Source organism: Dactylosporangium sp. NPDC005555, from assembly GCF_040605635.1.
Lineage (GTDB): Bacteria > Actinomycetota > Actinomycetes > Mycobacteriales > Micromonosporaceae > Dactylosporangium.
The window spans coordinates 21,512-38,120 of the sequence record NZ_JBEXDG010000021.1 but is presented as its reverse complement, the minus strand read 5'-3'; the positions used below and the strand labels follow the sequence as shown (position 1 = coordinate 38,120).

The window sequence follows — 16,609 nt, the reverse complement described above, 5'->3', positions numbered from 1 at the left end:
CCGCGGGTTGGACCCGGTTGGTGGCTCAGGTCAGTGTGCCGCCTGGGGTTCATCGCCTGTGAAGATCCTGTGTCAGACCCCGTCGAACGTGTTCAGCGTGTTCATCAGTTCGGCGGCAGCGGATGCGCAGTCCGCCTGGGCGGGATGCGCCGCGCGCAGGGCTGTGAGCACGGCGTCGACCTGGTCGTCGACCTGGTGCCACTTGGTGGCGTCGCGTGGCTTGAGCCCGGCTTCGGCGTCGTCCCAGGCCACCTCGAGGTCCTTGACGCGGGTCTTTGCAGCCACCAGGTCGTTGCCGGTGACCTTGGCCTTGACGTCGGCCACGATCACCGCGAATTTGCTGAGATTCCCCAGCTTGGTCGTCGGGTGCACCGGACGGGCCGCCGTGGAGGAGCCCGAAGCGCCCGCCGTGACCGTGTTCTGCGCGACGTCGGCCTGGGTGCCGGCGGCCGGCTGGGAGCCGTACGCCACGCTGAGCCCGAAACCGGCAACGGCAACGGCAAGAGCGGCGGCACCGGCCCAGGCGTAGTCCCAGCGGTGGCCACCGCGCGGCCCGGCGCCCTTGTCGACGACACCGTGACGGCTGACCAGCACCTGTTCGCGGACGACGAGCACGACAATGGCCGCCAGGAACAGCAGGCTGGTGGCACTCGCGCCCAGCGCGAGGCCGCCGAGGTCCTTGTCCTGGGTGAGCAGGTCGCCGAGCGACGCGCCGAGCGGCCGGGTGAGCACGTAGGCGATCCAGAACGTCAGCACCTGGCCGGCGCCGAGACGCAACGCGATCCAGGTGACCAGGATCAGCCCGCCGAACAGCAGCGCACCGTTGCGGAAGCCGAGGTTGAGCGCCTCGGTGGCGAAGTCACCGGCGGCGGTCCCGAGCGCGAACGTGGTCAGGATCGCCGCCCAGTAGAAGCCCTCGCGGCGCGGCGTATTGATCGAAGCGATGGCGAGGGTGCGCTCCTGCCGGTACCAGACCGCGAACACCACAGCGAGGAGGACCGAGAACACGACGGTACTGACGGCGAGCGGCACACCCAGGGTGTCGGTGAAGAAGTCGGTGACCTGGGTGCCGAAGATGCTCACCAGCACCACGCAGAGCCAGTAGATCCACGGCGTGTAGCGACGGGTGCGGAACTGCACGACCAGCGCGGCCGCCAGCAGCACGAACATGACCGCGTCGGTCACCAGAGGACCGAGACCGACATTCACGGCCAGATAATCCGCGAACGTCTCCCCGATCGTGGTGGACAGGACCTTGATGACCCAGAAGGTGGCGGTAATCGCAGGCACCTTGGTCAGCCACCCGCGCGAACTCACCAGCCTGTCGGCGGTAACGGACACAACTCTCCTCCAGGACTGGCCGCACACGTCGACCCCACAGAATTCGGTGGAAACGTAGGCCGACCTTCCTGAAAGCCCGCTGAAGATACGCGCGACCAGGCTGCGGCGTGGCGCGTTGCGGCCCGGAGCAGAACCGTCGTCGCTGCTGCCGGCCCGCCGTCCCGACGGCGGATGACCGGGAGCACGATGCGTCGGACCGGCGGTGGCCACCTGCCAGCCGGGCGGCTATGGTGACCCCCATGCACACCCGCCAGGCTTCCGGCCCCGTCGAGCAGCGCAGGCCGCTCGCGACGTGGTTCGTGCTGGCCGTGCTCGTAGCGGTGCTGACCGCTACGCGTGCCGTGGGTCTGTGCATCGTCTTCCGGCTGGCACGGCGTGCCATACCGGGTTGTGTGCCGGCGTGGTCTGCCGACCGGGCTCCGCCGACGCTCTCGATGGTCGCCTGACCTGTCAGCCGCCGCGACGACAGTCGTGCTCATACCGCTGTCGTTGATCGGGTCGCCGCGCAGGACCGGGCGCCGATCCGGTGACCGAGGTTCGCGCGCCATCGTGGCGATGCGGCACCAGCGGCAGGATCACAGAGCACTTGACGTGCCGCATCGTGCGCACCGTCACCCTTCAGCGTGGGCAAGTCCAACCGCTGTCCGCCATTCTCGTTTCACGACCCACTACGGAGCACCGATGGACGTCGAGCTGACGCCGCTGCCCGGCATCGGGCTGCAGCACATCTTCACCACTGCGAGCGGCCGTCGCGTCGGGGTGGTCACCCACCACACCGGCGACCGTCGCGAACTGGTCCATGGAGTCACGACCGATCCGGACCGCATGTGCAGCCTCACCTTGACCCGCAACGAGGCGCTCATACTTGCCCGGCTCCTGGATGAGCTCCATGTCGTGGACGTCACCGTCACCGAGCAGACCAGCGCCGGATGTTCCTGCCGACGTGACTCGTAGGCTCCGAGCTGGGCAGCCAACTGCGACGAGCGGATGCCGCACGGGACCGATGACCGTCGACTCAGGCGGCTCTGGGCTGATCTTCAGAGGTGCTCGGCTGGCTGACTGCTCCCGGCAGAGGCAACACGTGCACGATCGTCAGCCGCTGTGTCTCCGCATCCTGGCGGATCCGCTCACGTCTCGTCTCACCCCACTGCTTGGCGATCTCCCGACCGAGCAGCCACACGCCACCGCCGCTGAACAGGGCGATGACGATGTGCGTCGCGTCCGCCGCCGTCATGTCTGGGATGGTCCCACGCTCTACCGACACATCCGCACCGTCATCCACATGCTCCGACGCCTCCTCCTTCCGGTCCGTTGTGAGCTTTTGAGGGGGTATGCACCGCTCAGGGCGTGGAGCTTTTTGACGGCGCCTTACCGATGTCCTTGAGCTACCCGACCTTGAGCATCGGCCGTCGCCAGGTCGGCTGAGGAGCATCAGCGCTCCCACCAGCTTCTTCGCAGGTACGGGACAGCCTCTGCTGACGCCCGGAGCCGGCGCCGAGCGCGAAGATGGGGGTGAACATTGCGGTCGGGAAGCCCATCGCCTTGTAGATGAGGCCGGTGTAGAAGTCGACGTTCGGGTACAGCTTCCCGGAGACGAAGTAAGCGTCGGACAGAAAGCTCTCCTCGGGCTGCACCGCCAGGTCCAGCAGCGGATCGGGCTTCCTATCCGGCAGCGTCGGAACTGGCGGCGTGGGACGGCGACGTAGGCTTTGGTTCCCGTTCAGGCTGGGCCGGGAGCGTGCGCATGGTTCGCAGCGGTGAGAAGAGCAGAGGCAATACCGGCAGCAGCCCTGCTGCGGCGGCGATCCACAGTGCTGTCCTGGCGTCGAGGAGCTGGCCGAGGACACCGCCGATGAGAGCGCCGAGCGGGGCGGTGCCCCAGACGAGGAAGCGCATGGTGGCGTTCATCCGGCCCAACAGGTGTTCCGGGGTGATGCCTTGGCGGAAGCTGACCTGGGTGATGTTGTTGACCGAGACGCAGCAGTAGATGACGAATGACGCGGCGGCCGCTGCCCACAGCAGCCACCCGGGCTGGGCCGCTGGAATCACCAGTTGCAGCGGCGCGGTCACCGCGACCGGGATCCAGATCGCCGGGCCTTGCCCGATTCGCGCGGCGACCCGTCTGGCGGTCAGCGCGCCGATCAGTGCTCCCACGGAGGCGATCGAGAAGAACACGCCGATCGTCCCGGCGGGGAGATGCAGGACTCCGGCCAGCAGCACAATGAGCATCGCGCTCCGGATCCCGGACAGAAGGTTGTACGACGAGATGGACAGCGCGATCGCGCGTAGCAGCTGATCGCCGAACAGGTAGGCCGATCAGCAGGAACGCCATCATGCCGCAGGCGGTCAGTGCACCCACCTCGAAGTTGGAGGCGTCCAGCGCAACCACGGCGACCAAAGGCAACGCCAACACACTGATCTGGCTGCCCAACTGGCTGATCGTGTCAGCGACGAACAACTGCCGGAAGTCGTGCTCGCCCAGCAATCCCGGGCTTCCACGCAGACCCATATCTGCAACATGACCAAAGCGGTTGAAACAAGTCAATCAGTCCGGGTTTACTCACTCCACGACGACCGGCGACCGTACGTGGGCGTACCGAGCTTGCTGGCGCACGTTCATCGTCACCCGCACCGCGATCGGGCGTCCACACACACGCACTCGACCGACATCGTGGGGCCGGCGGCGCGGCCGATCCAGACCGAAGTGCGCGACGGGGCGGCGTCCGCTTGGCATCGTCGCGACACGGGCAGGGCGGCGCGGAGCCAGGTCATGAAGCTTGGCGTCCGACGCTCAGGTCAGCCTGCACGGTTCGACACCGTACGGCAGCCGGTCGTCGCCCGACTGCCGCCGACAGGCCGCCGTGCGGTGTTGACCGCACGGCAGCCCGGCGGTCTGTCAGCTGCTGTGCCGTTGCTGGCAGGGCATGCAGAAGCGGGCGTGGGGCAGCAGCTGCAGGCGCTCCTGCGGAATCGGCACGCCGCACTTGTCGCAGTTGCCGTAGCGGCCCTGCGCGATCCGCCCCAGCGCGCCGGTGATCTGGTCCAGTTGCTGCCGGACGTTGGCCCGCAGCGCCGCCTGCGTGTGCGCCTCGGACGGGTCGCCGGTGTCCGCAGTGAGCTGCGTCAGCCTGGCGGTCTGCGTTTCGAACTGTTCGACGAGCGTCATCCGCAGCTCTTCGATCCAGTGTTGGTCGGCCGCAATGCGTGTATCCCTGCTCATCATGCCCACTCTCTTTACAAACAAAAAAGGGCCGAAGCTGTGAAGCTTCGCCCTGGTGGTCGTTACCCGCAACGGAATGACGACCACGAGGAGGACCACGACCGGACTGCGGTGGGCTGGGCAACTCCACGCGGACGGCAGCAGCACGGAACTGCGGCGCGCACCATGCCGCACGGCAGCCGGCGACCACCGTCGGCAGCATGCTGACGACGGTGCGGGCCTGTGTGCCGACCGGATACATCCGCCCACCATAGGCCGAGAAGTGCGCGGAGACCACCATGGCTCAACCTGCTGCGTGCCGGGCAGCGTTGAGCAAGCGAGCCTTCAGCTCCCACAGCTCGGTGCCGACGGCCGAGTTGGTCGGCTATGCCTGTTACCGCCGGCGTCGCGAACAGGGCCGGTCAGCGACGGATGAGGCCGAGGGTGGTGGCCGTGGCGACCGCGGAGGTGCGGGAGTCGACGCCGAGCTTGAGGTAGATGCGGGCCAGATGCGACTTGACGGTGCCTTCGGTCAGGTGCAGGCGGGCGCCGATCGCCCGGTTGGACAGGCCCTGGGCGACCAGGGTGAGGACCTCGGTCTCGCGGCGGGTCAGTGCGGTATCGGGTTGGCGCAGGCGGTTCATCAGCCGGTCCGCGATGGCGGGGGCGAGGGTGGTGCGGCCGGCCGCGGCGGTGCGCACGGCGGCGGCCAGCTCTTCCGGTGGGGCGTCTTTGAGCAGGTAGGCGGTGGCGCCGGCGGCGATGGCGGGCAGGGTGTCGGCGTCGGTGTCGTAGGTCGTCACGATCACCACGCGGGGTGCGCCAGGGTGTGCGGTGATCGCGGCGGTGGCTTCGGCGCCGGTCATGCCGCCTCTGAATTGCAGGTCCATGAGGACAACGTCGATGTCACCGCCCGCGGCGCGGGTGACGGCCTGCTCGGCGGTGGCGGCCTCGGCCACCACCGTCAGATCGGGTTCGGTCTCCAGTACGGCACGCAGGCCTGCCCGCACGATCGGGTGGTCGTCGGCGATCAGCAGGCGGATCGTCGCGGCGGCGGTCATGCGTTGGTCCCGGCGCCGGTGGGTACCTGAACGGCCAGCGCGGTGCCATGCCCGCCGGTGGCCTCGATGGTGAGGGTGCCGCCGAGCGCGTGGGCGCGGGCGCGCATAGCTGCGAGCCCGAATCCGCCGTTGCTCGGCTCCGTGGCGGCGAGCTGGGCGGGGCCGAAGCCGGTGCCGTCATCGACGATGTCCAGGGCGACCTGGTCGCCGAGGTAGCTGAGGGTGACGTCCACGGTGTCGGCGCCGGCGTGCCGGACGACGTTGGACAGGGCGGACTGGGCGATGCGCAGCAGCGCGATCTCGGTCGCGGAGGACAGCGGCACCGGCTCGCCCGTGCGGTGCAAGCGGGCGGTGATCCGGTGCCGTGCGGTCGTGGTGGCGCACAGCTGCTCGAGGGCTTCGACCAGGCCGGCGTCGTCCAGCGCGGGTGGGGCGAGCGCGGCGACGAAGCGGCGGGCCTCGGCGAGGTTGTCGACGGCGGCCTGCCGAGCCTGCGCGACGTGCCGAGCGGCCGTTGACGCGGTGTCGGGCAGCGCACGTTCGGCGGCCCGCAGCAGCAGCTGGATGCTCGACAGCCCCTGCGCCAGGGTGTCGTGGATCTCGCGGGCCAGCCGTTCCCGCTCGGCCAGCATCCCCGCGGCGTGCTGGGCTGCGGCCAGATCCGCGCGAGTGGCGGTGAGCTCCTCGATCAGCTGCCGACGCCGTTCGCTCTCCCGGTACAGGGCCTGGTAGCCCCGCACCACCGCGACCGCGACGGCCGCGCCGAGTATCGGCCCGACCGCGATGGCCAGCGTGAGCGCCCCGGCGTGGGCGGCGAAACCGGTGATCGCCACGATCGCGGTGCCCAGCACCGCGGCCACACCGGCTCGGCGCGGCAGCAGGTGCAGCTGCAGGAAGTACAGCGGAAAAGCCACCCATACCCCGTCCGCGGACAGGGCCAGCAGGACCAGCCACACCGCGACGACCGCGGCCAGCCACACCCTGCCCGCCCGGCGCGACGCGCGAACACGCCCGAACCACACCCCGCCGCCATAGGTCAGCGCGAGCACACCCGCCACCGCGACCACCAGCCAGACGTGCGCGCCGCCGCCGGCGACCGCCCGGCCACTGACCAGCATCAGCAGCCCGACGAGGAGCAGATGCAGGCACCACAACAGGCCACGGGCCGGGCGCGGCAGGTGGGACGCGGTCGAAGACATGATCTGTCCAGCGTACGGAGAGCCACGCCCGGCGGGCCTCTGTCAAAAGATGCAAGCCGCATCCGGTCTTGCGGCAGATGCCCGAACCCCCGGTCGGCGGCGACCGTGGAAGTCGCCAGATCACGCCGAAGGAAAGGGCGTACCACACCGTGTTCGTCGCATGGCGCGACCTGAAGTTCGCCAGAGGCCGCTTCGCCCTGATGGGCGCCGTCATCGTGCTGATCACCCTGCTCGTCGGGCTGCTGTCCGGGCTGACAGCCGGACTCGGGCAACAGAACATCTCCGCGATCACCGGCCTGCCCGCCGACCGGATCGCCTTCAACGCCCCCTCGGCGGGGCAGGACCTGTCCTACGCCAACTCCACCGTCACCGCACAGCAATGGCAGCACTGGACCCGCACACCCGGGGTCACCAGCGCCGAACCACTCGGCATCAGCATCACCCGCGCCACCACCGGCGGCACCACCGTCGCCGTGTCGGTGTTCGGCGTTCAACCCCGCTCCACGCTCGCCCCCGCCGCAGACCGCATCGACGACCGATCCGTGGTGCTGTCCACCACCGCCGCCGCTGACCTCGGACTCGACGCCGGTGACTCCGTCACCCTCGCCGGGCGGAGCCTGACCGTCGCCGCCGTCCACGGCGACGCCTCCTTCAGCCACACCCCAGTCGTCTGGACCAGCCTCACCACCTGGCGCCAGACCACCCCACCCACCAGCGACCCAGACCGGGCGACCGCGACCGTGATCGTCTTGACCACCACCAGCGGAGCCGACATCGCCGCCGGCGACCAGACGGCCGGCACCCGCACCGTCACCCGCGACGACTCGCTGTCCGCGATCGGCTCCTACACCTCCGAGAACGGCTCCCTGCAACTGATGCGCGGCTTCCTGTTCGCCATCTCCGCCCTGGTCATCGGTGCCTTCTTCACCGTCTGGACCATGCAGCGCAGCGGCGACGTCGCCGTCCTCAAAGCCCTCGGCGCCTCCACCGCCGGCCTGCTGCGCGACGCCCTCGGACAAGCCGCCGTCCTGCTCACTGCCGGCACCCTGACCGGCACCGCCCTCGCCGCCGCTGCCGGCGCTCTCGTCGCCGGCACCACCGTGCCGTTCCTCCTCAGCCCCGCCACCATGCTCGTGCCCGCCTCGATCATGATCGGGCTCGGCGTGCTCGGCGCAGCCCTGTCCATCCGCCGCATCACCTCCGTCGACCCGCTGACCGCCCTCGGGAGCGCCCGATGACCCTGCACCTGCAAGACGTCACCCTCACCTACCCCGACGGCGACACCCGCCTGACCGCCCTCGACCACGTCAGCCTCGACGTTCCCCGCGGCACCCTCACCGCCGTCGTCGGCCCGTCAGGCTCCGGCAAATCCAGCCTGCTCGCCGTCGCCGCCACCCTCGTCACCCCGGACAGCGGCACCGTGACCATCGACGGCACCACCGTCACCGACCTCAGCCGTCGCGACCAAGCCGCTCTGCGCCGCCGCAGCATCGGCATCGTCTTCCAGCAACCCAACCTGCTACCCGCGCTCACCGCTGCCGAACAACTGCAGGTCATGGCCGTCATCGACGGACGCCGCCCGGCGACCGCCCGCCGCCGCACCCTCGACCTGCTCGACGCCGTCGGCATGGCCGCCCAGGCCGACCGGCGCCCACACCAGCTCTCCGGCGGCCAGCGCCAACGCGTCAACATCGCCAGGGCCCTCATGAACGACCCCACCGTCCTACTGGTCGATGAACCCACCAGCGCCCTCGACCACGAACGCGGCGCCACGATCATCGACCTGATCACCCGACTCACCCACCAGCGAGCCACCGCCACCGTCCTGGTCACCCACGACCGCGCCCACCTCACCGCCGCCGACCAGATCACCGAGGTCCACGACGGCCGCCTCTTGATCCCAGGAACCGACCTCGCAGCCGCTTCCTGAAATGGCGACGCTGGCTGCGTCCGCGGCTCGGTCTTCGTCTCTATCTGCGTCTGTCACGCTGTCGCGGCGCGGTCGCCATGACGGCGGCGGCGTAGGTCGGGCTGCGTGAGCGCGGGTGGCACGTACGAGACGTCGAGTGGGCCCAGGTCGACGCCGGGCGGGACGACCTTGTCGATCTCGTCGAGAACCGAGTCGTCGAGGGTCGTACCGGCACCGGCGAGCAGGTCGTCGAGCTGCGCCATGGTCCGCGGGCCGATGATCGCCGAGGTGACCGCGGGATGGGTGATCGCGAAGGCCATGGCGAGATGGGTGAGCGGCAGGCCCGCCTGCTCGGCGATCGGGAGGAGCTGTTCGACGGCGTCGAGCTTGTTCTCGTCGGTCATGTGCCTGGGCACCCAGTGCATGCGGGCATTGGAGACCTGATCGGTGCCGCCCTTGCGGTGACGGCCGGTGAGCAGGCCCATCGCCAATGGGCTCCAGACCAGCGTGCCCAGCCCGTAGCGTTCACAGACCGGAAGGACCTCGCGTTCGATGCCGCGGTTCAAGATGGAGTACGGCGGTTGTTCGGTGCGGAAGCGGGCCAGCCCGCGCCGCTCGGAGACCCACTGCGCCTCGACGATCTCCGCGGCGGGCAGGCTGGAGTGGCCGATCGCGCGGATCTTGCCGGCCCGCATCAGGTCGGTCAGGGCGGCGAGGGTTTCCTCGATGTCGGTGCCCGGGTCGGGGTGATGCACCTGGTAGAGGTCGATGTGGTCGACGCCGAGGCGCCGCAACGACGCCTCGACGGCGGTGATGACGTACCGGCGGGAGCTGCCGCGCTGGTTGGGGTCGGCGCCCATCGGCCCGTTGAACTTGGTAGCGAGCACGACGTCGTCGCGCCGGCCCCGTAGCGCCCTGCCCACGGTTCGCTCGGTCTCGCCGTCACCGCCGTAGACGTCGGCGGTGTCGATGAAGTTGACGCCGGCGTCGAGTGCCTTGTGGATGATCCTGACGCAGTCGTCGGGGTCGGGGTTGCCGTACGGGCCGAACATCATGGTGCCCAGGCAGTAGGGGCTGACCTGAATGCCGGTGCGGCCCAGGGGACGCATGCGCATGTCTGCTGTTCCTTCATCAAACGGGGGCGGAAGCCCGAGACGGCCTCGTGAGGCCGCCTCGGACCAGATCGAAGGTTAGCCGTTGTAGGCGGCGGTGACCTGGAGGATCCAGGTCACGCCGAAACGGTCGGTCAGCATGCCGAAGCCAGGGGCGAACGGCGCCGGGCCGAACTTCTCGACGATCTCCGCGCCGTCGGAGAGCTTGTCCCACAGCGCACTGACCTCCTCGGCGGTCTCACCGCCGACGGCGACGAAGAACCGCTCGCCGGTCAGCGTCAGGCCGTTCTCCCGGGTGGTGACGGTCGGCGCCGCGGCGGCCGGAGACTGGCTGGGCGCGTCGTACGCCGCGATGCTGAAGCCGGTCTCGGCGGTGAGCTGCCCGAAGACGACCTTGCCGGCATCGGGCAGTTCCTTCGGCATGCCGAAGTCGCCGTACGCCACGACCGTGAGGTGCCCGCCGAACACGGACTGGTAGAACTCGAGCGCCTGACGGGCGTCGCCGCGGAAGTTCAGGTGCGTGGTGGTGGTGATCGTCATGACGATGACTCCTTCTTGATATTTCGAGCGTTTCGCCCGGTACGCAGGTAGAGGGACGTGGACGCTGGATCGGCAGCTCCGCGCGCTGCCGTCCAGAACGTCGACCATGTGTCGACTCCGTCGTCGTGGGTTGCCGTGCTGTCCGGCGTGAGTCCAAGGTTCGCAGGGGTAGGTGCCAGGATGCGTCACCTACTTCCGGGAGAATCAGGCTCATGCCGAAGACTTCCGCGCGACTACTGGCCCTGTTGTCGCTGCTGCAGGCACGCCGGGACTGGCCCGGCACACTGCTCGCCGACCGGCTCGACATCAGCCTGCGTACCGTGCGCCGCGACGTCGACCGGCTGCGCGAGCTCGGCTATCCCATCGCGGCGGTCAAGGGCCCGGACGGCGGCTACCGCCTCAACGCCGGCACCGAACTGCCGCCACTGCTGTTCGACGACGAGCAGGCCATCGCCCTGACCATCGCCCTGCAGATCGCCGCCACCACCCCGGCCTCCGGCGACGGCCTCGCGGAGGCGGCCGCCCGGGCGTTGAACACCATCCGCCAGGTCATGCCCGCCCGGCTCCGCCGCCGCATCGAGGCGCTGCGGGTCACCGCTGTCGAACGGCCCACCACCCGACCGGCCACCCCGGTCGACGGCGACGTGCTGCTGGCTCTCAGCGCCGCGGTCCACGCCCGCGAGATCCTCCGTTTCGACTACGGCCCCGAAAGCGCGGACACGCCCCCGCGCCGCGTCGAACCCCACCACGTCATCACCTGGGACGGCCGCTGGTACCTCATCGCATGGGATCTCGACCGCAACGACTGGCGCACCTTCCGCGCCGACCGGATCACCCTGCGCACCCCCAACGGGCCACGCTTCACTACGCGCGAACTCCCCGGCGGAGACGTCGCCGCCTACGTCGTCGGCAAGTTCCGCGGGTCCGACAACGGGGCCTGGCCCTGCCAGGGCACGGTGATCCTCCACCTGCCCGCCGCCACAGTGGCCCTCTACACCCGCGACGGCCTCGTGGAAGAAGCCGGCCCCGACCGTTGCCGCCTCACGCTCGGATCATGGTCCTGGGTCAGCCTCGCGGCTGCCATCGCCCGCTACGACGCCGACATCGAAGTCGTCAGCCCCGTCGAACTGACCAACGCTTTCGCGCACCTCGCCCGCAGAATCACCAGAATCACAACTCAGAACGCTGGGTGACAGAAACAGAGGGCTGGCTTGTTCGTGCTGTTACGGCACCTACTCGAGGGGTTTTCGCCGGGTGCGAGCGTCGGCACGGCCGCCGACGACGGAACACCCCCGCGTGCGCGGGGAGCAGGCAGCTTCGGGCGTGTGCCGCCAGTGGGACTCGGGAACACGCCCGCGTGCGCGGGGATGGTCCGCACCCGCACGGCGTGAACGGCGAGCTCGGCGAGTGCTCCCCGCGGACGCGGGGATGGTCCGTGTGGGCGACGTGGAGCCGATCGGTACGGCGGGTGCTCCCCGCGGACGCGGGGATGGTCCGTGCACCACATTCGCGCGCGTGTACGAAGGTGCGTGCTCCCCGCGGACGCGGGGATGGTCCCCGCAGGCCGGCGAGCGGCCGTCGATGCGCTTGGTGCGCTCCGCGGATGCTCGGGATGGTCCGTTGATCGAGCGGGTGTACTGGCCGGTCGCTGGTTGGGCTGATTCGGCATCTGACTGACGATGCTTCCTGGTCGGGTGGGCGGCAATCGCCCGCGATGTGTGTTTGGTCAAGCAAGGGCTTGGACGGCCCTCAATGCGACGGTGACGTTCTGGTGCAGGTGTGCGTCGGCACGGAGGACGAGCGGTGCAGGGTCACTGGTGGATGCACTGCTCTGGAACTCGTGTAGGAATGCGCGGAGGTAGCGCAGGTAGGCGGCGTCGTGGCGTTCTGTGATGGTCAGGCGATGGATGATTTCGTCGTAGGACGTCGTTGCGAGTTCGATGGACAGACATGGGTGTACGGCGGAGAGGCGGCGCGCCGCGGTGTGGAGTTCGGCGATGAGGTCGGCGGTCGCTTCGGACAGCTCGGGTGGCGGCTTGGTGGCGAGGTGGGCTCGTGCGGAGGCTTCGACGGTTCGTGGACCTCGGTCGACGAGAACGATTTGACAATGGTCGCCCAGCGCATGGAGATCGTTGATTCGGTTGCGTTGCGCCGACAGCAGCTCGGCGGCGATGTCGTTGGCCGGTGTCGTGGTGACCCAGGTCGGGAACGCCTGAGGTGTCGGGACGGAAGGCAGGTACCTCCACAGCGGCGGAGCGGTGATCGCGAGGTGGGCAGGGTAGTGGCGGACGAGTTGGCCGATCAGGGTGGATTTGCCCGTGCCGTCGACACCATCGACGTAGATGACCACCATTGTCGGCTCACAGAGCTGCTTTGGGAGCGTGGAGTCGACGGATGAGGTCGTCGATGGCGTCAGCGGCGTGGTCGGCGAGGTGCTCTGCGGTGTCGAGGTCGGGGGCGCCGGCTCGCCGGAAGGTGTCGTAGTCGCGCAGCAGCGGTTGAATAGCTGCGCCGGGTTGGTGCCGGTCGAGGACGTCGACGAGCGCTGGTAGACGAAGATCGGCCTTTTCGTCGGTGGTGAGGGCGACGATGCGGGCGGCGCTGCAGGTCACGGACAGGATGCGCCGTGCCCGGTCTCGGCGGCCGGGGGTGTCGGTGGCAGGTTGGGCGCCGCGATCGGCCGCGAATGCGTGCAGCGCGGCGAGCGCGGCGAGCGTCTCATGTGCGGCTGGCGAGGGCTGGGTAGCGGGTGCGGCGCCGGCGATGACCGCGACGTCGATGCCGATTCGGCGGAGCGCGGTGTGCAGTTTGATGTCGTAGAGCGGCCCGGCGGCGGGGATGCGCCGGCCGACGGAGTCGGCGACGTGCAGCGAGATCGGCGCGGCGAGGCGGGTGGCGGTTTCGCCGACGAGTGCGGTCAAGGTGGCGGTGAGGTCGGGGCTGTGGGGCAAGCCGTAGGCGATGAGGTCGATGTCGCTCCAGCCTTCGATGAAGTCGCCGCGGGCGGCGGATCCGCAGACGGCCAGACCGGCTCCGGGATGCGAGTCAAGGAGCGGCTGCGCGGCGGCGGCGATGTCGCGGACGGCGCGGTCGAGCGTGATGCTGAACGGTAGCGGACCGTCGCTGCGCCAAGCGGCGATGGCGGCCGCACGCTCCAGGAACGGGATGAAGCCGGGATGGCTGGCTGCTGCTGCGGCGTCCGCCGGGGTGTGCCACCGCGCCTCGGTGAACCCTTCCCCGGTGTGCGCGGTGGTTGTGGTGTTGTCGGCGGTGAGCAGGAACCAGTCGACGGTTTTGATCGCTGGGGTGGAGTCGCGGTCGGTGAACTGGTATTGCTCGCGGCCGAGGTAACCGGCGTAGCGGAGCCCGGTCAGGCCGGCTTCCTCGGTGACTTCGCGCAGGGCCGCGGCCAGAGGCGCCTCGCCGGGTTCGAGGCGGCCCTTCGGAGCCACGGTCTGTCGCTCGCCGTTGACACGAATCTGGTCGAGCAGCAGCAGCCGTGGGTCGGTGACGGCGGTGGCGACGACGGCGCCGGCGGAGGCGTACAGGCGGGTCATTGGGGTCCTTCGTGGCGGGTCAGCTGGTCGAGGATGAGGTCGAGGTGGATGAGGTAGTCGTCCCGGCTGGCGTCGTTATCGATCCAGCGGTCGGCGATGAGGCGCCATCGGTCGAGCTGTTCGGTGACCCTTTTCCGGGCGTCTTTGGCGTCCAGGATGCTCTGGGCCTGGTCGGTGTCGAGATGCCGATCGGCGGCGATCCGTCGTAGCCTGGTCGCTCGTGTGGCGGTGATGAAGACGATCCAGCATCGCACCGGCCAGGCGCGCCTCGTGGTCTCAGCGAGACTTGTGTCGATGAAGCTTTCGACGAGCGCCGCCCGACGGCAGTTAGGGACGTCGAGGCCGAGCAGCCGGTCGACGAACTCGGTGTGGTCAAAGCCTTCGCGCATGGGCACGCCCTCGTGGACGACCGGTACGCCGGAGGTGAGCGCGGTCAGGATCGTCCGGATCTTCACCCGGTACACGCCGCGGGACGCGAGATGCGCGCCTGCGGTCGACTTGCCGGACTCGCTGGTTCCGGCGAGCAGCAGCAACGGCAGCCGATTCATGTCGCCACACTCTCGACCGCGACGCTGGCGGCAGCGACACTCGCCGGCAGGTCGGCGGGTGCGCCGACCCCGACCCGGTACGTGGGGAGCGACGCGAGCCGCTGCAACAGGATGTTCCGCTCTTCGACGGGTACAGGCAGCTCAGCGAGTGGACGTCCAGCCGGATCAACCACCTGCTCGATGCCTGCGAAGATCGAGACATGGTCGAGGCCCGGATCGGCGAGTTTGGCGAGGTGGTCGGCAACGGCACAGCGCAACAGCACCCGGGCCTGGTCCGCGTCGACCGGCGTGATCCGCCCGGCTGACAGTTCCTCGTCGGGGATCAGGATCAGCCGGAGCGGCGCATCGCCTGGTGCCGTTGCCACGATCGCCTGCAACTCGCGCGGGAACCGCAGCGGGTTCGTGCTGGACGAGGGGGCGGCGTACGGCGCCATGTCGGTCCGGACGTGCCATGGCAGTGTGGGCGCCGCCGACAGGACCACGTCACGGGCCGCGGTGCTGGCGAACGCGAACTCGTCCACCAGGAGATGGCCGTGCTGGCGGGCCATCGCCAACGCCAGGGAAGTCTTGCCCTGGCCGAGACCTCCATCGAGGACGGCGACTCCCGCACCGCTGCGCAACGTGAACGCACTGCCGTGCAGCAGTGCCCGAGTACCCGCCGATCGTTCCAGGTAGGCGACACCGCGGATGACGGCCTGCAACACACCGATCAGGATCGTGGGGCCTGCAGCGTCGGGCGGCAGCGTCAAGCTGACCAGCCGCCGCTCAGCGTCGATGACGAGGCGCGCACGGCCCGTGCGCCGCACGATCAATCGATGGGTCGGCCGGTCGACTCCGCCGGAGTCGGCGATCCGGTCGACGAAGTCAGCGACGACACCGCCATCCACGTCGACATCAACGACGAACCCGCCGACATGGATCCGCTTCATGATCGCGCCACGGTCGGTTTGGTCAGCACCAGCCACATCGAGTACGCCCCGTGCCGTGCGCGGACCGGGGCTCGGGAGCCGGCAAGCAGATCGAGTTCGCTGGTGACGGTCGCGTACGCATCCAGCCCGCACGCGGTGACGAGCTGGTGAAGTTCCCGCGCAGTGGTCAGGTGTGCGTAGCCGGGCGCGGCGCCGTTGGCTTTGTTCGCCAGGTACAGGATGTCGCGTGCCGGCAGCGGCAGCGACCTGCTGCCACCCCAGCGGCGCGCGGAGCGAGCAAGTCGCTCCAGCAGATTCGCGGCGCGGACCAGCCCGAACCGGCCTCGGAAGTACCAATTGAACGCCTCGACCAGCACGGTTCCGCCAGGCGCGCAGATCCGCCACAACTCCCGCAGCGTCGCAAGGCGCTCGTCGGGCGTCGGCAGCGCGTTGAACGAGAACCGCAAGCACCAGACCTGCTCGAAGCTCCCGTCCGCGAACGGCAGATCGGTCATGCTGGCGTGGACGAACCCGACCTGCGGGGCCGCTACGCGAGCAGCCGTTAGGGCGGGCAGGTTTACGTCGACGCCGGTGATGTTCCCGCCCTGTGCGGCGACTGCCCGCGTGACCCGGCCGGCACCACAACCCACGTCGAGGATCCGGCTCCCAGCACTGAGCCGGGCGAACAGCCGGTCCTCGCACCGGCGCAGCGGCGCGTTCCGGTAGAAGCCGGTCTCGCCGGCGTAGTGCACCTCGTTCAACGCGCGGATCATCGGTCCGTATCCGATCGCCAAGAGCTGTGGATCTAGCGTCAAGGCATCGGCCATCCCATGTTCACCGCATTCCAGGAGTGCGATGCTGCGTCGGGGATGCCGACCGATCCAATCAAGTGTGAAACCTCTCCGTAGCCATGCAACAACGCTGCGATGGTATTCGATATGCGGCAGATCTCGGAGCATGAGCTTCTCCTTCCTGTGACGGGCGGGTGGTAGGGGGGTGCGACGCGCCTCAAATCGGTTCGGCGCAGAGGCCCGCGGCACCTCCCTCGACCGGTCGGGGACAGATCCTCGCGGGCAGTCGACCAACCGCGTCGTACGCGACGGCCTCGGCCGCAATCGCTTCGGGACACGGATGGTCACCTGCGTGCCAGTCCACGATTGACACGAGACCGGGGCCCAGCAGCTCGGTCGCGGCCAGGAACTTGGTGATGCCCGCGCGGTCGCGGGGGCGGAATG

Annotated in this window: 18 protein-coding genes and 1 pseudogene; 5 read left to right on the top strand and 14 right to left on the bottom strand. The window is 69.3% G+C overall.

Annotated elements, in window-relative coordinates; all coding sequences use genetic code 11:
* Positions 1-72 precede the first annotated feature (72 nt).
* Positions 73-1,290 carry a hypothetical protein gene (locus ABZS58_RS23955; RefSeq protein WP_354784920.1) on the bottom strand — a complete coding sequence of 406 codons (1,218 nt, stop codon included), beginning with the start codon at positions 1,288-1,290 and terminating at the stop codon, positions 73-75.
* A 290-nt stretch (positions 1,291-1,580) separates the two neighbouring features.
* Here ABZS58_RS23955 and ABZS58_RS23950 point away from each other — a divergent pair, with 290 nt between their 5' ends.
* The gene (locus ABZS58_RS23950) at positions 1,581-1,787 is read left to right on the top strand and encodes a hypothetical protein (RefSeq protein ID WP_354784918.1); all 207 of its coding nucleotides are present in this window, start codon (positions 1,581-1,583) and stop codon (positions 1,785-1,787) included.
* A 235-nt stretch (positions 1,788-2,022) separates the two neighbouring features.
* Positions 2,023-2,295: a potassium transporter TrkA gene (locus tag ABZS58_RS23945; RefSeq protein ID WP_354784916.1), complete on the top strand. Its 273-nt coding sequence runs from the start codon at positions 2,023-2,025 to the stop codon at positions 2,293-2,295.
* A gap of 61 nt (positions 2,296-2,356) precedes the next feature.
* Here ABZS58_RS23945 and ABZS58_RS23940 read toward each other — a convergent pair whose 3' ends face one another.
* The 6 genes and pseudogenes from ABZS58_RS23940 to ABZS58_RS23915 all read right to left on the bottom strand — a co-directional run bounded on the left by ABZS58_RS23940 (position 2,357) and on the right by ABZS58_RS23915 (position 6,800).
* Positions 2,357-2,575 carry a hypothetical protein gene (locus tag ABZS58_RS23940; RefSeq protein WP_354784914.1) on the bottom strand — a complete coding sequence of 73 codons (219 nt, stop codon included), beginning with the start codon at positions 2,573-2,575 and terminating at the stop codon, positions 2,357-2,359.
* 259 nt (positions 2,576-2,834) lie between these two features.
* Positions 2,835-3,002 (bottom strand): annotated as a pseudogene (locus ABZS58_RS23935) (citrate/2-methylcitrate synthase); the annotation flags it as partial.
* Between the two features lies 1 nt (position 3,003).
* Positions 3,004-3,570 carry a hypothetical protein gene (locus ABZS58_RS23930; RefSeq protein WP_354785167.1) on the bottom strand — a complete coding sequence of 189 codons (567 nt, stop codon included), beginning with the start codon at positions 3,568-3,570 and terminating at the stop codon, positions 3,004-3,006.
* Positions 3,571-4,237: 667 nt separating this feature from the next.
* The gene (locus ABZS58_RS23925; protein ID WP_354784913.1) at positions 4,238-4,660 is read right to left on the bottom strand and encodes a TraR/DksA family transcriptional regulator; all 423 of its coding nucleotides are present in this window, start codon (positions 4,658-4,660) and stop codon (positions 4,238-4,240) included.
* A 302-nt stretch (positions 4,661-4,962) separates the two neighbouring features.
* On the bottom strand, positions 4,963-5,601 hold the full coding sequence (locus ABZS58_RS23920) for a response regulator transcription factor (protein ID WP_354784911.1): 639 nt from the start codon (positions 5,599-5,601) through the stop codon (positions 4,963-4,965).
* Entirely contained in the window at positions 5,598-6,800 is a 1,203-nt protein-coding gene (locus ABZS58_RS23915; RefSeq protein WP_354784909.1) for a sensor histidine kinase, read from the bottom strand. The genes ABZS58_RS23920 and ABZS58_RS23915 overlap by 4 nt, the downstream gene beginning before the upstream one ends.
* Before the next feature lie 77 nt (positions 6,801-6,877).
* Here ABZS58_RS23915 and ABZS58_RS23910 point away from each other — a divergent pair, with 77 nt between their 5' ends.
* A complete protein-coding gene (locus ABZS58_RS23910) occupies positions 6,878-8,038 on the top strand; it encodes an ABC transporter permease (RefSeq protein WP_354784907.1) in 1,161 nt (386 codons plus the stop codon).
* The gene (locus ABZS58_RS23905) at positions 8,035-8,730 is read left to right on the top strand and encodes an ABC transporter ATP-binding protein (protein ID WP_354784905.1); all 696 of its coding nucleotides are present in this window, start codon (positions 8,035-8,037) and stop codon (positions 8,728-8,730) included. Before ABZS58_RS23910 ends, ABZS58_RS23905 begins: the two co-directional genes overlap by 4 nt.
* A 53-nt stretch (positions 8,731-8,783) precedes the next feature.
* On the opposite strand, the gene ABZS58_RS23900 is transcribed toward ABZS58_RS23905, so the two are convergent.
* Together ABZS58_RS23900 and ABZS58_RS23895 are read right to left on the bottom strand one after the other, a co-directional pair.
* The gene (locus ABZS58_RS23900) at positions 8,784-9,824 is read right to left on the bottom strand and encodes an aldo/keto reductase (RefSeq protein ID WP_354784903.1); all 1,041 of its coding nucleotides are present in this window, start codon (positions 9,822-9,824) and stop codon (positions 8,784-8,786) included.
* A 75-nt stretch (positions 9,825-9,899) separates the two neighbouring features.
* The gene (locus ABZS58_RS23895; RefSeq protein WP_354784901.1) at positions 9,900-10,361 is read right to left on the bottom strand and encodes a VOC family protein; all 462 of its coding nucleotides are present in this window, start codon (positions 10,359-10,361) and stop codon (positions 9,900-9,902) included.
* Between the two features lie 212 nt (positions 10,362-10,573).
* Here ABZS58_RS23895 and ABZS58_RS23890 point away from each other — a divergent pair, with 212 nt between their 5' ends.
* Positions 10,574-11,554: a YafY family protein gene (locus ABZS58_RS23890; RefSeq protein ID WP_354784899.1), complete on the top strand. Its 981-nt coding sequence runs from the start codon at positions 10,574-10,576 to the stop codon at positions 11,552-11,554.
* A gap of 533 nt (positions 11,555-12,087) precedes the next feature.
* Here the strand turns inward: ABZS58_RS23890 and ABZS58_RS23885 are convergent.
* Genes ABZS58_RS23885 through ABZS58_RS23865 form a run of 5 tightly spaced genes read right to left on the bottom strand, consistent with a single transcriptional unit; the run spans position 12,088 to position 16,333 of the window.
* The gene (locus ABZS58_RS23885; RefSeq protein ID WP_354784897.1) at positions 12,088-12,714 is read right to left on the bottom strand and encodes a hypothetical protein; all 627 of its coding nucleotides are present in this window, start codon (positions 12,712-12,714) and stop codon (positions 12,088-12,090) included.
* A gap of 7 nt (positions 12,715-12,721) precedes the next feature.
* Positions 12,722-13,918: an NUDIX domain-containing protein gene (locus ABZS58_RS23880; RefSeq protein ID WP_354784895.1), complete on the bottom strand. Its 1,197-nt coding sequence runs from the start codon at positions 13,916-13,918 to the stop codon at positions 12,722-12,724.
* Complete coding sequence (locus ABZS58_RS23875; RefSeq protein WP_354784893.1) at positions 13,915-14,451, bottom strand: hypothetical protein; 537 nt, start codon at positions 14,449-14,451, stop codon at positions 13,915-13,917. Before ABZS58_RS23875 ends, ABZS58_RS23880 begins: the two co-directional genes overlap by 4 nt.
* An 11-nt stretch (positions 14,452-14,462) precedes the next feature.
* Complete coding sequence (locus tag ABZS58_RS23870; protein ID WP_354784891.1) at positions 14,463-15,395, bottom strand: hypothetical protein; 933 nt, start codon at positions 15,393-15,395, stop codon at positions 14,463-14,465.
* On the bottom strand, positions 15,392-16,333 hold the full coding sequence (locus ABZS58_RS23865) for a class I SAM-dependent methyltransferase (RefSeq protein WP_354784889.1): 942 nt from the start codon (positions 16,331-16,333) through the stop codon (positions 15,392-15,394). Before ABZS58_RS23865 ends, ABZS58_RS23870 begins: the two co-directional genes overlap by 4 nt.
* Positions 16,334-16,609: the final 276 nt, after the last annotated feature.

Coding starts and splice junctions, on each gene's coding strand:
- ABZS58_RS23950 (WP_354784918.1), top strand. CDS start 1,581: ATGCACACCCGCCAGGCTTCCGGCCCCGTCGAGCAGCGCAGGCCGCTC.
- ABZS58_RS23945 (WP_354784916.1), top strand. CDS start 2,023: ATGGACGTCGAGCTGACGCCGCTGCCCGGCATCGGGCTGCAGCACATC.
- ABZS58_RS23940 (WP_354784914.1), bottom strand. CDS start 2,575: ATGACGGCGGCGGACGCGACGCACATCGTCATCGCCCTGTTCAGCGGC.
- ABZS58_RS23930 (WP_354785167.1), bottom strand. CDS start 3,570: ATGCTCATTGTGCTGCTGGCCGGAGTCCTGCATCTCCCCGCCGGGACG.
- ABZS58_RS23920 (WP_354784911.1), bottom strand. CDS start 5,601: ATGACCGCCGCCGCGACGATCCGCCTGCTGATCGCCGACGACCACCCG.
- ABZS58_RS23915 (WP_354784909.1), bottom strand. CDS start 6,800: ATGTCTTCGACCGCGTCCCACCTGCCGCGCCCGGCCCGTGGCCTGTTG.
- ABZS58_RS23910 (WP_354784907.1), top strand. CDS start 6,878: ATGCCCGAACCCCCGGTCGGCGGCGACCGTGGAAGTCGCCAGATCACG.
- ABZS58_RS23905 (WP_354784905.1), top strand. CDS start 8,035: ATGACCCTGCACCTGCAAGACGTCACCCTCACCTACCCCGACGGCGAC.
- ABZS58_RS23900 (WP_354784903.1), bottom strand. CDS start 9,824: ATGCGCATGCGTCCCCTGGGCCGCACCGGCATTCAGGTCAGCCCCTAC.
- ABZS58_RS23895 (WP_354784901.1), bottom strand. CDS start 10,361: ATGACGATCACCACCACCACGCACCTGAACTTCCGCGGCGACGCCCGT.
- ABZS58_RS23890 (WP_354784899.1), top strand. CDS start 10,574: ATGCCGAAGACTTCCGCGCGACTACTGGCCCTGTTGTCGCTGCTGCAG.
- ABZS58_RS23885 (WP_354784897.1), bottom strand. CDS start 12,714: ATGGTGGTCATCTACGTCGATGGTGTCGACGGCACGGGCAAATCCACC.
- ABZS58_RS23880 (WP_354784895.1), bottom strand. CDS start 13,918: ATGACCCGCCTGTACGCCTCCGCCGGCGCCGTCGTCGCCACCGCCGTC.
- ABZS58_RS23870 (WP_354784891.1), bottom strand. CDS start 15,395: ATGAAGCGGATCCATGTCGGCGGGTTCGTCGTTGATGTCGACGTGGAT.
- ABZS58_RS23865 (WP_354784889.1), bottom strand. CDS start 16,333: ATGCTCCGAGATCTGCCGCATATCGAATACCATCGCAGCGTTGTTGCA.